This window comes from Yersinia alsatica (assembly GCF_902170305.1).
GTDB lineage: Bacteria > Pseudomonadota > Gammaproteobacteria > Enterobacterales > Enterobacteriaceae > Yersinia > Yersinia alsatica.
Genome location: NZ_CABHWW010000004.1, coordinates 25,068 through 40,807 on the forward strand (window position 1 = coordinate 25,068; position 15,740 = coordinate 40,807).

Consider the following 15,740-nt stretch of genomic DNA (forward strand, 5'->3'; position numbering starts at 1 on the left):
AGCTGCATAAAAATGCAGCGCAACGGTGCTTGTTTACACCAGGAGATGATAGGGTAATGCCACAAAATATTCAGCTACGCAGAGTGCTTAAAACCCCCGCGCTCGTCGCTTTCGGGCTTGCCTACATGGTGCCTTTAGGCGTTTTCACCACCTATGGACAGGTGACTGTATTAAGTCAGGGGCACTTACCTATTGCCTATCTGGTCACTGTTGCCACCATTCTGTTTACCGCCCTAAGTTACTGTCGGATGACCAGCGCCATGCCGCTATCAGGTTCCGCCTATTCTTATGTGCAACGCAGTTTTGGCGGGAAAACCGGTTTTCTGGTGGGTTGGGCACAAATTTTGGATTATCTGTTCCTGCCAATCCTTAATTATCTGGTGTTAGGCATTTTCTTGCATGAGGCGTTTCCGGCGATCCCTGCGCCGGTATTTATTATTGCCTCCATCGTCAGTGTCAGTCTGTTAAATATTCTTGGCGTACGCCTACTCACTTCGGTAAATTTCACCCTGATCGCCGCGCAGATGGTGTTTATCGTCTTATTTATTGCGCTCTCTTTCAGTCAGGCAGATTTAAGCCCTGAGGCATTAATGAAGCCTTTACTGGTGGATGCTGGCGAGTTCTCTGGCTTGCTCTCCGGTGCCGCCGTGCTCTGTCTGGCCTTCCTTGGCTTTGATGCCATCGCCACGATGGCAGAAGAGGCACATGATGCTAAACGCACCTTGCCGCGCGCCATTTTATTTACCGTGATCAGTGCCGGGGCCATCTTTATTGCCGTCTCCTATGCTGCACATTTGGCGTATCCAGATTGGCAGTCATTAATTCCCCATCAGGATACCGCCAGCCTGATTATCTCCGAGCATGTCGGCGGTAAGTGGATGTATAACTTCTTTATGGCCACTTATCTGACCGGTGTTTATGCCTCGGCAATGACTGCGCAAACCAGCGTGTCCCGCATCTTCTATGCCATGGGGCGTGAAGGGGTATTACCCCGCAAAGTATTCTTCCATCTGCACCGTAAATTCCACACGCCGTGGCGAGCAATTTTGTTCGTGGCCACTATCTCGTTGCTGGCCCTGTTCCTTGATCTGAACTTAGTGGTGTCGATGATCAGTTTTGGTGCGCTTGGCGCATTCACCTTTGTTAATTTGAGTGTAATTAAACACTTTATTATCAATGAGAAACGTCGCGGTTCCGCCGCCATGTTCAAATATGGACTATTGCCGATGATGGGGTTTGTGATGTCGGTATGGTTGTGGGTTCATCTTGAACAGCGCGCGCTGGAGGTGGGCTTACTGTGGTTGTTGGCGGGCTTTATCTATCTACTTTGGTTGACCCGTGGCTGGCGAAAATCCCCACCATCGGTTAATCCAGATGACATTTCACACCTAATGTGATGAATAATGTTGCAGTAAAAATGGCCACTCAGTGTGGCCATTTTTATGTGATTCAAGCAACTCTGTGCAGTCGACCAAATACCCTATAGATTTCTTGCCCGACCGACTGCCTCCCCCAACTGCCAAACGGCCATGGCGTAGTGGGTGCTGTGGTTATAACGGGTAATCGTGTAGAAGTTTGGCAAACCGTACCAATATTGATAACCGGAACCAACATCAAAGCGCAGTAGACTTGCTTCTTGATATTCACCCAGTGAACTGGTTGGGCTTAGCCCCGCGGCAGACAATGTTGATACCGGATATTTGGTTTTAAAGCCATTGTCGAGATTAGGCGCTTGCCCACTCGCGGGTATCGCCACCGCCGCCCCTTTGGTCCAGCCGTGAGACTTGAAATAATTGGCTACACTGCCAATTGCATCCACCGGGTCCCACAGATTAATATGTCCATTACCATCAAAATCAACAGCATAACTCTTGAACGATGAAGGCATAAATTGGCCATAGCCCATCGCACCGGCATAAGAACCGCGCAGACTGAGCGGATCTTTACCCTCAGCACGCGCCATCAACAGAAAGGTTTCCAACTCACCAGTAAAGTATTCAGCGCGGCGCGGGTAAGCAAAGGAGAGCGTTGCCAAAGCATCAATGATGCGGGTCTTGCCCATCACCCTGCCCCAGCGGGTTTCAACCCCAATGATCCCGACGATAATTTCTGGCGGAACCCCGTATTTCTCATAGGCGCGTTGCAGCGCATCTTGGTGTTGATTCCAGAAATTTACGCCATTCTGCACATTATCTGGCGTAATGAACTGATTGCGATAGCGGTTCCAGGCCCCATTAGGGCCCGAGGGGCGACCAGAAGTCGGCGCTTGCTTATCCATCAGACGGATAACCCAATCCAGCTTTTGGGTTTGAGCCAATACATCATGCAGTTGCTGACGTTCAAAACCGTGTTCACGCACCATTTTATCCACAAAACGGGCAGTATCCGCATTGTAGGCAAAATCACCGTTTTCCAAATGGCCCATATGTTGCGGTTCAAGTAAAAAACCGCTCTGTATCAGGCCATCTGATGGCGTGGCAGCAACAGGAGGCGTCGGCTTGCTGCTACAGGCAGAGAGCAAAGTGAGTAAAGGAAGAATGACAGCCAAGTGACGCATCGGATACCCATAAACCATGCAAAAAGTGGTAGCTATGTTAAGGCATAGTCTGATTAGCACAAACAGGTAAATGCAGCACTACCACCGGTTATTTATCAGAAACTGGACAGCGCATAAATCTGTTGCTCAGAGATGAGCATATTAACGCCCTTGAACTGTAAGGTTTTACCTCGACTTGAGTGAAACATTTAGTAGCAAATAACGCGAATGCTTTTCACTATCATTACTTTTTTCTTTCTATAGAATCGAGCTGTTTGGCTCTCTCGTTTTCTTCTCTGACCCGCTAAAGGATCTTTTTATGAAGTTACGTTTTTCTGCTCTCGGCCCTGTTACACTATTAGCATCCTCAATGATATTGGCGTTTTCTGCCAATGCCGCATCCAGTGATGAAGGCATTGTGATTTATAACGCTCAACACGAAAATCTGGTGAAATCTTGGGTTGACGGTTTTACCAAAGATACCGGCATTAAGGTAACTCTACGGAATGGCGGAGACAGCGAATTAGGCAATCAACTGGTTCAGGAAGGCAGTGCTTCGCCCGCAGATGTGTTCCTGACGGAGAACTCCCCGGCCATGGTTTTGGTAGATAATGCCAAACTATTCGCCCCGCTGGATGCCGCAACACAAGCTCAAGTTGCTAAAGAATATCGCCCTGAGCATGGCCGTTGGACCGGCATTGCCGCTCGCAGCACGGTGTTTGTCTATAATCCGGAAAAAATCAGTGCCGCCGAGCTGCCTAAATCCATTATGGATCTGGCAAAACCTGAGTGGAAAGGCCGTTGGGCTGCATCACCATCAGGTGCCGACTTCCAAGCAATTGTCAGTGCCATGCTGGAACTGAAAGGCGAAAAAGCCACCTTGGAGTGGTTAAAAGCGATGAAAACCAATTTTACTGCTTATAAAGGCAATAGCACCGTGATGAAAGCGGTGAATGCTGGCCAAATTGATGGCGGGGTTATCTATCACTATTACCGCTTTGTTGATCAGGCCAAAACCGGTGAGAACAGTGGTAAAACCCAGCTGCACTACTTCAAGCATCAGGATCCAGGGGCATTTGTCAGTATTTCGGGCGGCGGCGTACTGGCCTCCAGTAAACACCCGAAAGAAGCTCAAGAATTCGTTAAATGGATCACCGGCAAATCAGGTCAGGATATCTTGCGCACCAATAATGCGTTTGAATATGCCGTTGGCGTCGATGCAGCATCTAACCCTAAATTGGTGCCACTGAAAGATCTGCAAGCGCCTAAAGTAGAACCGTCTAAACTGAACAGCAAGAAAGTGGTTGAATTGATGACCGAAGCCGGGTTGCTGTAACCCCGCAATCTGCAAATAAAGTGGATTTTTAGCCCGTCATGCTGTTTGCCTGACGGGCGTTTAACCTTCGAGCGTCTTTACTATTATGGCCAATATAAATATCGATGTTATCCCTGTGCCACAGAGTAAAGCTGCACAACGCCAATTTAGCCGCCGGCCAAGTTCTGGGATTGTGGCTATTGCTGTGATGCTTTCGTTACTCTCCCTGCTACCGCTGGGGTTTGTCATTGGCATCGCCATTGATACCGGTTGGCCGACGGTCAAGGCACTCGTTTTTCGCCCGCGAGTGGGTGAATTACTGCTCAATACCGTATTACTGGTGGTTTTCACCTTACCGCTGTGTGCCATTATTGGCGTATCACTGGCCTGGTTAACCGAACGAACTGCCTTGCCCGGCAGACGAATATGGTCCCTGCTGGCCATCGCGCCACTGGCCGTCCCTGCCTTTGTACAAAGTTATGCATGGATTAGTCTGGTGCCCTCAATGCATGGGCTGGGCGCGGGCGTATTTATCTCTGTTCTCGCCTATTTTCCTTTTATCTATTTGCCAGCTTCAGCGGTATTACGCCGCCTTGATCCCGGCCTTGAAGATGCCGCCGCCTCATTAGGTAGCACGCCCACTGCGGTATTTTTCCGCGTGGTATTGCCGCAATTAAAATTAGCTGTTTGGGGTGGTTCAATCCTGATCGCACTGCATTTATTAGCGGAGTATGGGCTCTACGCCATGATCCGTTTCGATACCTTTACCACCGCCATTTTTGACCAGTTCCAATCCACATTTAATGGCCCGGCCGCCAATATGTTGGCGGGAGTTCTGGCGTTATGTTGTCTGGGATTATTGCTAATCGAAGCGACCAGCCGAGGCTATAACCGCTATGCCCGAGTCGGGTCGGGCAGTGCAAGGGGGCAAACGGCTTACTCAATGAGCCCCGCCCTCAACTCACTGTGTTTACTGCTGCCGCTAACCATGGTCGCCCTCGCGCTGGGAGTGCCATTTATCACGCTCACGCGCTGGCTCTATCTCGGGGGGATAGAGGTGTGGTTGAATCCTGAGCTGCTCCCTGCTTTGAGGCAAACACTGACATTGGCCTTGAGCGGCGCGCTGCTTATCACGCTGTGTGCTGTGCCGATGGCCTGGTTATCGGTGCGCTATCCGGGGCGTTTACACCGGGTCATGGAAGGCTGTAACTATGTCACCAGTTCGCTCCCCGGTATCGTGGTCGCGCTGGCGCTGGTGACAATCACTATCCGGATTGCCAGACCACTGTATCAAACCGAATTTACGCTGTTGCTGGCCTATTTATTGATGTTCACACCCCGGGCCTTAATCAGTTTGCGTGCCGGTATTGCACAAGCCCCTGTTGAGTTGGAAAACGTCGCTCGCAGCTTAGGCAAAACCCCCACTCAGGCCATTTGGAGCACCACCATGCGTTTGGCCGCTCCGGGCGCGGGCGCAGGGATTGCGTTGGTCTTTCTGGCTATCTCCAATGAGCTGACCGCGACTTTGCTACTGGCCCCCAATGGCACCCGAACACTGGCGACCGGCTTCTGGGCATTGACCAGCGAAATAGACTATGTCGCCGCATCACCTTACGCACTGCTCATGGTGGCACTTTCCCTGCCGCTGACCTGGCTTCTTTATTCTCAATCTCAACGTACAGCAGGATTATGAGCACACTTGAACTGCAACAAATAAGTAAGTCTTATCAATCGGTAACCGTATTAAACGGCATTGACTTACAGGTGCCAGCAGGTAGCCGAACGGCGATTGTCGGCCCATCTGGTTCGGGTAAAACCACGTTACTGCGGATTATTGCCGGTTTCGAAATACCGGATAGCGGCAAGGTAATCCTGCAAGGCAATCCGCTCTTTGACAACTCAACTCAGGTGCCAGCGCATAAAAGAGGCATTGGCTTTGTGCCACAGGATGGCGCGCTATTTCCCCATTTTACTGTCGCGGGCAATATTGCTTATGGATTAAAAGGCACCCGGCAGGATAAAGCCCGGCGGGTGGATGAATTAATGGAGATGGTGGCGCTGGACCGCCACTTGTCCTCGCTTTGGCCCCATGAGATATCCGGTGGTCAGCAACAGCGAGTTGCTCTCGCCAGAGCACTGGCACAGCGGCCGGTGCTGATGTTGCTGGATGAGCCATTCTCAGCTCTGGATACCGCCTTGCGCGCATCAACCCGTAAAGCAGTGGCTGAGCTATTAGCACAAGCTAATATTGCGTCTATTCTGGTCACCCACGACCAAACTGAAGCGCTGTCATTTGCCGATCAGGTGGCGGTGATGCGTGGGGGCAAGTTGGCCCATGTCGGCCCGCCGCAAGAACTGTATTTGCGACCGGTTGATGAGCCGACAGCCACATTTCTGGGCGAAACCCTGATTCTCTCCGCCCATATTGATGCCGGTTGGGCTGATTGCGCATTGGGCCGGGTTAAAGTTGATGATGCAAAACGCCGTGGACCGACCCGCGTCATGCTGCGGCCGGAGCAAATCACTATCACCCCATTACCCGACGATCATCACTATACCACTCACTGTCTGGCTAAGATTATTGGCATTGATTTTGCTGGTTTTATTTCAACACTCAGCTTATCTATTGACGGGCGTGATGAAGTTATAGAAATCAAAACAATCAGTCGGGAAGGTATCCATGTTGGCTTAATGGTGGATTTGACGATAGTGGGTCAGGCGCATATTTTTGCTGACTGAGTGACATAGTGCACATTTTTGCCATGGCTTTGTCATAAGCACACCATTGACTCTGTTTGCCGCCACAGATTGCATTATGCTGCTGAAATTGCCACTAACGGAGCACTCCAAATGGATGAAATGCATGTCATTATCGTGACCGTGGGGCTATTTGTGCTCACCTTTATCAATCCCGGTGCCAATTTGCTGGTAGTGGTGCAAACCAGTCTCAGTTCCGGTAAAAATGCCGGTTTAGTGACCGGGCTAGGTGTGGCATTAGGCGATGCAATTTATTCGGGATTAGGGCTATTTGGCATGGCGGCCCTGATTGCTGAAGGCGGAATGCTATTCTCAGCCATTAAAATCGGGGGCGGCTTATACCTGCTCTGGTATGCCTACAATATGGTGCGGCATCGTCAGGAACTGCATATGGGGATTGCGGCGGTAGCCACCACAACAATGACACCTTGGCATGTGTTCTTCCGCCGTGGCCTGCTAACTGACTTATCAAATCCACAAACTGTGTTGTTTTTTATCAGTATTTTCTCGGTCACTCTTACCCCGACAACCCCTGCATGGGCCAAAGTGCTTGCCTGGCTGGGTATCGTGCTCGCCTCAGTTCTTTGGCGGTCATTACTCAGTATGGCGTTCTCCCGCCCTGCAGTGCGCCGCGCTTACGGTAAGGTTCAGCACCTACTCAGTGGCATTATCGGCGTCGCGGTTGGGGCTTTTGGTTTACGCCTCATTTATGAAGGTATCACCCGCCGCTGATATTTCCATTCAATTAATAGCACGCAGGCCTTTTTGATCGCGGCGTAACTGCCGATACTCCAGCACGGTCAGAATAATAACAATGAGATCCAGCAGTGTTATCAAGATCAACAGCACGGAGTGAGTAAAGGTATAGCGATAAACTTGATAGACAATAAACAAGCTAAAAATTACGATTGCCGCAGGGTAATAACCCAGTTTTTTACGCCACAGTCCAATAATGACCCATAGCTTAACCACGCCGTGAATAAGCAGATAAAATGCGGCGAAATGCAGGCTGCTAATGGAAAGACTTTGCGCCGCATGCAGCAAATAATTAGCCACGACATCGCCACGATCCGCAATAAAATCAACCTGTGTAATACGATGCAGCACATTAAGTAAAAATTGTGGCGTAACAAAATAGGTTAAAATACCGGCAACAATTTCCATAATTGCCAATATGGCTTTCAGTAGCAGACTGACTTCAAAAACGGCATGGATATTTTTCTCACCGAAAAGATTATGACGATCAAAGCGGTTTTTCATATTCAACATCGCGCTGGTTCCCTGCGGGTAAATACAGTGAAGAGTATCGATACCCAATAGAGTAGCAGCTTACGTGGTGCCGATTAAAGCACCACGTTTTTATCTATTAGCCCTACATCTGTGGCAGTTTAGAAAGTAATCACCGTTTTTAATCCGGTGACCCATGCATCTTGTGTCTGACTCACCCCTGCTGGCGAGTGCCAATATTGCAAATCAGGTTGTAATTCCAACCATGAAGTCACGCGGAAACGATAATAAAGTTCCGCAGTCACTGAATGTCCCGGTACCGGTGAATAACTGGGATTAGCATAATCGGAGACATTATTGATTTGATTCATATAGCGTTGATTATCTTTATAATGATCACTGAGCTTAACCATTGATACGCCTAAACCCAGCCAGTCTTGAGGTCGGCTATCAAATAAGCCGCGATAGCGAATACCGGTCGCAGCGGCATAATGCATATAATTCGTCCGTTGATCGGCCAGCGACATACTGTAAAACACACTTAAACCACGGCTGGCGTCATCTTGATGCTTGGTGACCTGTTGATTAAATCCGCCGTAGAAGAACCAGGTATTATTATGGTAACGATAGCCATTGGGATCAGTAGCACCGGCAGCACCAGACACCCCAGTATAAAGATCTCGTTGCTCCGCATTGGTATATAAAACCCCTAAATTATAAATACCGGGCAAGTCTGTAAAGGCATTAGTTTTTAATTCCAGCTCCAGCGGCAGTAATATGCCCTTGCTGCCTTTAGTTGACCAACTCCAAGCCCGACCGCGGCTAGGAGCATCTGGGTTTTGCTCCATAACCCCAGTTTTTAAGGTTAAGCCGTCAGTGAGCTTATATTGCAGGGTGGTGCCCCAATAATGGACATTCCAGTTAAACCAGGTCAATGAGTTGGCTGATTTACCGCCACATAATCCTAGCGTCTGAAAATCGCAGGGAATAATTTGGTCAAAATCCTGCACTTTATTCATCAAACCAATGCGCCAATGTAATTTTTGATCGGCAAAACTACGGGCAAAGGTTAACCATCCCAGACGCGTTATAGACTGACCACCAAAACTTTCCTGCGACAGATCGGTTATATTCACGCGTGGGTCTTGTAACCGGTCCCGAGTCAGACTGTTATCATGATTTCGATTAACAATATTCCCTTCAATAACCGCATCTGGAATACCGGTATATAATTCGAGATCTTGTTGGAATGTTAATGAGAACTGGTCGATATAAGATGCTTGTTTATCATGATTATAACCGCCACCTGCGTTATATGATAATTGGCTTAAATAACCGAGCGAATAATTAAAGCCATGCTCCGATAGAATAGGCCGAATACCCAGCATATCCCCCAATAGCCCTTCTTGCTGCGGTTCAAACCCTAATGCTATTCCCTGCCATTTTGGTGTCGGCTGCTCAATATATTCACCACTACCGGTTAAACCATCACTTAATGCCGATGATGAAAATAAAATTGTAGAGGTCAGTAAATAAAATGCAGCAGAATTCATCTGACGAGTCAGATATAAAATTGGTTTCATTATTTTCCCTTTTTAGAATAATTAGCGCATCTGATGTAAAATAGATGCGCTATACAACGTTAAATATCGCTGAATTAACGTTTCAACTTCCCACCATTACTCTGAATTACATCGCGATACCAATAGAAACTCTTCTTACGGCGACGTTCTAATGTGCCATTACCGTCATCATCACGATCCACATAAATAAAACCATAGCGCTTGGATAATTCCGCTTTTGAAGCACTGACCAAGTCAATCGGCCCCCAGCTGGTATAACCCATAACCTCAACACCATCAGCAATCGCTTCGCTGACCTGAACCAAATGGTCATTGAGATATTCGATGCGGTAATCATCCTCAATATTGCCATTGGCATCCGGCTTATCTTTCGCGCCCAATCCATTTTCCACAATAAACAGAGGTTTCTGATATCGATCCCACAATTCATTGAGCAGAATACGCAGCCCTTCAGGATCTATCTGCCATCCCCATTCAGAACTGGCAAGATGCGGGTTTTGTACCATGCTGAGAATATTGCCTCTGGCCTTACGGTTTAATTCTTCATCCGCAGTCACACAGCCACTCATGTAATAGCTGAAGGAAATAAAATCGACGGTTTCTTTTAATGCCGCTTTATCTTCTGCTGTAATTTCAATGCTGATATCGTGCTGCTTAAAATAGCGGGTCATATACGATGGGTAATAGCCCCGAACCTGCACATCGCCAAAGAATAGCCATTCACGATTTTGTTGCAGTGTTTCCAGAACATCGGCGGGCTTACAGGTTAGCGGATACATCAATCCCCCCAACAGCATATTACCGATGCGGCCATCAGGAATAATTTGATGTAATGCCGCAACCGCTTTAGCACTGGCGACTAACTGGTGATGAATAGCCTGATATACCTCACTTTTACTGCTTTCCTGCTCTAACCCTACGCCAGTGAACGGCGCATGTAGTGACATATTGATCTCATTAAATGTCAGCCACAATTTGACCTTATGCTGATAACGCTGGAATACCGTGCGAGCATAATGTTCAAAGAAACCTATGGTTTTACGGTTGCCCCAGCCACCATAATTTTTTACCAATCCGTAAGGCATTTCATAATGAGATAATGTCACCAGCGGGGTAATATTATATTTTGCCATCTCATCAAATAATCGGTCATAAAATGCCAGACCGGCTTCATTCGGCTGTTGCTCATCACCCTGTGAGAAAATACGCGTCCAGGCAATAGAAATGCGTAGGCATTTAAAACCCATCTCGGCAAATAGCGCAATGTCTTGCGGATAACGGTGATAAAAGTCGATGGCGACATCTTTGACATAGCTGTCACCACTCACCCGCGGAATAATGTCACCAAAAATACCGTATGGCTGTAAATCAGAGGTAGACAGCCCTTTTCCATCAGTAAGATAAGCCCCTTCTACCTGATTAGCCGCAATGGCGCCGCCCCAAAGGAAATTGTCTGGAAATGCATGTTTCATTGGTTTTCTCCTGAATCAGTATTAACGAATGACGGTTAATAACGGTGCTTGCTCAGTAATAGATGATCCTTTAGCGCACAGGACATCCTGATAATCTTCACTATTGCTAATAATAATTGGCGTGGTTAGGTCATAACCGGCAGCGGTAATAGCTGCGCAATCAAACTCCAACAGTAAATCCCCGGCACTGACACAGTCACCGGCCTTAACATGGGCGGTAAAATATTGGCCTGCGAGTTTGACAGTATCGATACCTACATGGATGAGAATTTCAGTACCCGCAGCAGATTCAATCCCTATCGCGTGGTGAGTTTTAAACAATGACGCCACTACGCCATTAACCGGGGAAACCACTCGCCCACTTTGTGGAATAATTGCTATCCCCGCCCCCAATAAACCGCTGGCGAAAGTGGTATCACTCACCTCGGTTAATGCCAATAATTTACCCGTGATAGGGCTGAGGATAACTTCACCAAGGCCACTGTGGTTTTCTGCTATTACCGAGGTTTGAGATAAACTGTCTGTTTCTATTGTGGTTGTCGGGGCTGGCAGGCCAAAAAAGTAGGTGCTGATAGCGGCAAATATCAATGCTGTCAGGGTACCAATAATCGCGCCCCATACCGTGGCATCAATACCGCTAGCTGGGATTATCTGGGCAAAAGAGAAAATGCTGACCAGACCAAATGAATAAATATGAGCCTGGCTATATCCGACCACCACTCCCCCTATCGCCCCGCCAATACAGCCGAAGACAAAAGGTTTTTTCGACGGTAACGTCACACCATAAACCGCAGGTTCAGTAATACCGAATATCCCGGCAGTAAATGCCGAACCGGCCAATGCTTTCATTTTTGTATCACGGGTACGTAAAAAGACCCCGAGGGTAGCCCCTACCTGTCCCATTACCGCAGGCAACAGCAGCGGAGCCATGGTGTCATAGCCCAAGACACTCAGGTTATTAATCATCAAGGGGACCAAGCCCCAATGCAGACCAAAAATAACGCAAATCTGCCAAATCCCAGCTAATACCCCACCCGCAACCGGTGGGGCTGCGGAATAGATCATTTGGAAACCGGTGGCTAATAAATGACTCAGCCAAGTCGCCAATGGGCCAATCAGTAAGAAGGTGGCCGGAACGGTTATTGCCAGACACAGCAAAGGGGTGAAAAAGTTTTTAATGCTGCTGTGTAAAACGCGGTTAAAGCCTTTCTCCAGTTGGCAACTGACCCAAGCCGCTAATATGATCGGAATAACGGATGAAGTGTAATTGATGAAAGTGACCGGAATGCCCAAGAAATAAACTACCTCGGCCCCCGGTTGCTCGGCAGTATTAAAGGCAGCAAGCATCAGTGGGTGTACTAATGCTCCACCAATTGCCATGGTAATAAAGGGATTACCACCAAACTTTTTACCCGCCGTATAACCCAAGACCAGCGGGAAGAAATAGAACAGCGAATCACTGGCAGCAAATAAAATGATATAACTGCCGCTGGTGGGTTGTAGCCAACCACAAACCAGACTTAACGCCAGAAAACCTTTAAGAATACCGGAGGCAGCCATGACACCGAGTAATGGCGTAAAAATACCTGAGATAATATCAATGCAATGGCTGAGCAAACCCTCTTTCTGGTTACTCTTTAGTGGCCCATTCTCTTCTAAATCAGATAAACCGGCTTGTTGTAGCACCGCTTTATAGACTTCACTGACATGGTTCCCAATAACCACCTGAAACTGTCCGCCACTCTCCACCACCATAATAACGCCCGGATTTTTTTTCAGCGCTTGTGCATCTGCCCGCGACGAGTCCTTGAGTTTGAAGCGCAAACGGGTAGCGCAATGCACTACGCTGTTGATATTGCTTTTGCCCCCTACTCCGGCGAGGATTTCGCTGGCAACCGTTGTGTATTGCATAATATGTTCCTTCGATGGCGCTATTATTTATTTGGATACCTAAATTCGGATAAATCAATTTGAGTAAGTCAGTTTGAGCAAATAAGTTCGAGCAAATAAGTTCGGGCAAATAAGTTCGGGCAAATAAGTTCGGGCAAAAAAAAACCTGAAGACACTCCGTAGCGCGATTAAGCGATACAAGTGCATTCAGGTTTTGCCTGCCATCGGCAGTAACAATCCTCTGTTCCCCTTATGTCATCACCGGTGGGGAAACTGTCTTTGGGTTAGTCCATTAGTCTGGCAAGTTAAAACATTCCCGACGAACCCGTTCAATATGGATAGTCAAAAACATCAGTTCTTCTTTGCTCAGCTCTTGCCGATACTGCAATTTCATATGCTGCTGAATTTTACCGGCACAGCGGTAAGCTGCGGCATAATTCTCTTTTACCGCATCGTGCAAGGAATCATCATCACTGGTGACCCCATTGCGTCCAAGCATACGCTGGGAAAAAAACTTCAAATGTGTGACAAAACGGTGATAACTCAGCCCGTCTTCGTCATATTCCAATTTAAATTGGTACTTCACCAGATGCAGGATTTCTTGCATAACTTTCGTCACTTGCATCACTTCAGGCATTTCGCCATTCAATTGCGCATTCACTAAATGCAGTGCAATAAACCCGGCTTCGTCGTCTCGCAACTGTACACCGAGCCGTTGTTCAATGATTTGCAACGCTTCGCGGCCCAAAGCAAACTCTTTTGGATACAAGCGGCGAATCTCCCACTGCAATCCATTGGTGATATCCAAGCCCTGTTTATGTCGTTCAATCGCATAGAAACAGTGATCAGTGAGTGAAATGTAGAGGTTATCTTGCAGTTTACCCAATTTGGCCGTTGCCTGCGTGATGATGCAATCACAAGTAATCATTACTTCTAATGGAATACAGCTCAGTAACTCACTTAATCGCGAAACCATTTCGTTATCTTTCAAAGCAAACACTTTTTCTATCAATGTGTTATCCAATGACTCTCCGGGGTGTTTTTGAAAGCCCAGACCACGGCCCATAATCACCTGCTCCTGACCATGCTGATCAAGGACAATAACCACATTATTATTAAGTATTTTAGCGATTTGCATGTGTTAGCCCTGAAAACAAAAAAACCCGACTCAGCAGCATTCATCTAGCTACTAAATCAGGTTTTGCCCGCCATTGACGGTAACAATCCAACTGCGAGTAAATTAGCATGTTAATACCGTACCGCAAGCGGGCAGAGATAAAAATCGTGATGGAGATCTCCTCTTATCTCATTTTAACCATTATTAATATGATGCTAATTCAACTAGCTGCTCATTTTATATCAATAAAAATTGTCGTTAAATAGAGATAAAAATCCATTGAGACTTTTCTCAAAACAATTAAGGGAAATTAAATTAAACTGATATCGCTATATAAATAATAATATAACCATTTCATTTGAGAGTGATTCTTTATTAACAATGTCAGCCCGATAAATATATTAAATTTATGTATAGGGAATAGTTAATACCTCGCAGTAAATCATTAATAACCTTCGATATGCTCACATAAATTAACGCTATATTTTCGTTATGCTGTCTTAATTGATTTATATCATATGCAAGTAACAAATTATTTCCTAAGGTGAGACATTACAGTTCTATTTTGCATTTTATTTTTATCAAGAACGCTTATTTTCATCAAAAAATGTATTCTGCAAAGGTAATGCCATGAATAACAATAAGAGACCTATCACAGCTTCACTCAGTCGCCGTGAATTTATTCAAACATCTGCCGCAGTGACCGGGGCTGCGGCAATTGCCGGTTCAATCACCCTACCTTTTTCAGTACAAGCCGCACCAGAGCCGGCAGCACCTGCGGCGAAGGAGACAGTTAAATACAGTGCTTGCCTGGTTAACTGTGGTAGCCGCTGCCCGCTAAAAGTACATGTCAAAAATGGTGAAATTATTAAAATTGCTAATGAAGCCATTTATGATGATTCCACTTTTGGTGAGCATCAAATTCGACCATGTTTACGTGGCCGTTCAGTCAGATGGAAAACATATAACCCCGACAGAGTAAAATATCCCATGCTGCGAGTAGGAAAACGCGGCGAGGGTAAATTCAAGCGCATCAGTTGGGATGAAGCCACCACTATTGTGGCGGATAATCTCAAGAAAACTATTGCGCAATATGGCAATGAAGCCATTTATTATCAATATGGTTCTGGCTCTACCGGCGCTAATTTACAAGGCCGCAATGCCTGTAAAAGAATGCTAAGTTTGCTGGGCGGTTTTCTGGATCAGCATGGCACCTACTCCACCGCGCAAATCAACACAGTAATGCCATACATTTATGGCGGTGCCGAAGAAACGTTACTGGATGAAATTAAAAACTCGGACTTAGTGGTCATGTTTGGTCATAATCTGGCTGAAACACGGATGTCCGGTGGCGGGCAATATATTGAAACTGTCCATGCGCTGGGGAAAAGTAAAGCCAAAGTTATTATTATTGACCCACGGATGACCGACAGTGTAACCACCCTCAATGCCGAGTGGATCCCGATATTTCCCGGTACTGATGCCGCACTGGTTGCTGCATTAGGTTATGTCTTAATTAAAGAAAACCTGACGGATGAAGATTTTCTGCAAGAATATTGTGTCGGTTGGGATGCCGCCACATTACCCGCCTCCGCCCCTGCCAATGGTTCTTATAAAGATTATATTTTAGGTAATGGTGCCGATGGGGTAGAAAAAACGCCAGAATGGGCCAGTGAAATAACCGGGATTGACCCCGTTCGTATCATTCAACTTGCGCGTGAGTTAGGCAATGCCCGTGCCGCCTGGATTTCGCAAGGTTGGGGGATAGTGATCCGCCCCGATAGTTTTGGACACCACGCTAAGCGAGTAAAATCGTTTAACGAGGTGAACAATGACATCAAAG

12 protein-coding genes are annotated in these 15,740 nt (G+C 47.0%); 6 read left to right on the forward strand and 6 right to left on the reverse strand.

Going from position 1 to position 15,740, the window contains the following annotated elements:
* The first annotated feature begins 56 nt into the window (after positions 1-56).
* On the forward strand, positions 57-1,397 hold the full coding sequence (locus tag FTA96_RS00810; RefSeq protein ID WP_145572999.1) for an APC family permease: 1,341 nt from the start codon (positions 57-59) through the stop codon (positions 1,395-1,397).
* Between the two features lie 83 nt (positions 1,398-1,480).
* Here FTA96_RS00810 and mltB read toward each other — a convergent pair whose 3' ends face one another.
* Positions 1,481-2,557, reverse strand: coding sequence for a lytic murein transglycosylase B (gene mltB / locus FTA96_RS00815; RefSeq protein WP_050145489.1), 1,077 nt, complete (start codon positions 2,555-2,557; stop codon positions 1,481-1,483).
* Positions 2,558-2,855: 298 nt separating this feature from the next.
* Between mltB and FTA96_RS00820 the strand changes: the two genes are divergently transcribed.
* From FTA96_RS00820 to FTA96_RS00835, 4 genes are all read left to right on the forward strand, one after another.
* Positions 2,856-3,872 (forward strand): iron ABC transporter substrate-binding protein, encoded by a 1,017-nt coding sequence (locus FTA96_RS00820; RefSeq protein WP_145573001.1) that lies wholly within the window; start codon positions 2,856-2,858, stop codon positions 3,870-3,872.
* An 85-nt stretch (positions 3,873-3,957) separates the two neighbouring features.
* Entirely contained in the window at positions 3,958-5,544 is a 1,587-nt protein-coding gene (locus FTA96_RS00825) for an ABC transporter permease (RefSeq protein WP_050109437.1), read from the forward strand.
* On the forward strand, positions 5,541-6,590 hold the full coding sequence (locus tag FTA96_RS00830; protein ID WP_145573003.1) for an ABC transporter ATP-binding protein: 1,050 nt from the start codon (positions 5,541-5,543) through the stop codon (positions 6,588-6,590). The genes FTA96_RS00825 and FTA96_RS00830 overlap by 4 nt, the downstream gene beginning before the upstream one ends.
* Before the next feature lie 111 nt (positions 6,591-6,701).
* Positions 6,702-7,340 (forward strand): LysE family transporter, encoded by a 639-nt coding sequence (locus FTA96_RS00835; protein WP_050132868.1) that lies wholly within the window; start codon positions 6,702-6,704, stop codon positions 7,338-7,340.
* A gap of 9 nt (positions 7,341-7,349) precedes the next feature.
* Here FTA96_RS00835 and FTA96_RS00840 read toward each other — a convergent pair whose 3' ends face one another.
* The 5 genes from FTA96_RS00840 to licT all read right to left on the reverse strand — a co-directional run bounded on the left by FTA96_RS00840 (position 7,350) and on the right by licT (position 13,918).
* Entirely contained in the window at positions 7,350-7,877 is a 528-nt protein-coding gene (locus tag FTA96_RS00840; protein ID WP_050120755.1) for a DUF2127 domain-containing protein, read from the reverse strand.
* Positions 7,878-7,996: 119 nt separating this feature from the next.
* Positions 7,997-9,418, reverse strand: coding sequence for a carbohydrate porin (locus tag FTA96_RS00845; RefSeq protein WP_235897407.1), 1,422 nt, complete (start codon positions 9,416-9,418; stop codon positions 7,997-7,999).
* Between the two features lie 74 nt (positions 9,419-9,492).
* Positions 9,493-10,890 (reverse strand): glycoside hydrolase family 1 protein, encoded by a 1,398-nt coding sequence (locus FTA96_RS00850; RefSeq protein ID WP_145573005.1) that lies wholly within the window; start codon positions 10,888-10,890, stop codon positions 9,493-9,495.
* Positions 10,891-10,911: 21 nt separating this feature from the next.
* Positions 10,912-12,801: a PTS beta-glucoside transporter subunit IIABC gene (gene bglF / locus FTA96_RS00855; protein WP_145573007.1), complete on the reverse strand. Its 1,890-nt coding sequence runs from the start codon at positions 12,799-12,801 to the stop codon at positions 10,912-10,914.
* Positions 12,802-13,072: 271 nt separating this feature from the next.
* Complete coding sequence (licT, locus tag FTA96_RS00860; protein WP_050109426.1) at positions 13,073-13,918, reverse strand: BglG family transcription antiterminator LicT; 846 nt, start codon at positions 13,916-13,918, stop codon at positions 13,073-13,075.
* A gap of 609 nt (positions 13,919-14,527) precedes the next feature.
* Here licT and FTA96_RS00865 point away from each other — a divergent pair.
* Positions 14,528-15,740 (forward strand): molybdopterin-dependent oxidoreductase (locus tag FTA96_RS00865; RefSeq protein ID WP_235897408.1); only part of this gene is annotated, 1,213 nt, incomplete at its 3' end.

Bases quoted from the DNA above. Each gene is read 5' to 3' on its own strand.
- FTA96_RS00810 (WP_145572999.1), top strand. From the start codon at position 57: ATGCCACAAAATATTCAGCTACGCAGAGTGCTTAAAACCCCCGCGCTC.
- mltB (WP_050145489.1), bottom strand. From the start codon at position 2,557: ATGCGTCACTTGGCTGTCATTCTTCCTTTACTCACTTTGCTCTCTGCC.
- FTA96_RS00820 (WP_145573001.1), top strand. From the start codon at position 2,856: ATGAAGTTACGTTTTTCTGCTCTCGGCCCTGTTACACTATTAGCATCC.
- FTA96_RS00825 (WP_050109437.1), top strand. From the start codon at position 3,958: ATGGCCAATATAAATATCGATGTTATCCCTGTGCCACAGAGTAAAGCT.
- FTA96_RS00830 (WP_145573003.1), top strand. From the start codon at position 5,541: ATGAGCACACTTGAACTGCAACAAATAAGTAAGTCTTATCAATCGGTA.
- FTA96_RS00835 (WP_050132868.1), top strand. From the start codon at position 6,702: ATGGATGAAATGCATGTCATTATCGTGACCGTGGGGCTATTTGTGCTC.
- FTA96_RS00840 (WP_050120755.1), bottom strand. From the start codon at position 7,877: ATGTTGAATATGAAAAACCGCTTTGATCGTCATAATCTTTTCGGTGAG.
- FTA96_RS00845 (WP_235897407.1), bottom strand. From the start codon at position 9,418: ATGAAACCAATTTTATATCTGACTCGTCAGATGAATTCTGCTGCATTT.
- FTA96_RS00850 (WP_145573005.1), bottom strand. From the start codon at position 10,890: ATGAAACATGCATTTCCAGACAATTTCCTTTGGGGCGGCGCCATTGCG.
- bglF (WP_145573007.1), bottom strand. From the start codon at position 12,801: ATGCAATACACAACGGTTGCCAGCGAAATCCTCGCCGGAGTAGGGGGC.
- licT (WP_050109426.1), bottom strand. From the start codon at position 13,918: ATGCAAATCGCTAAAATACTTAATAATAATGTGGTTATTGTCCTTGAT.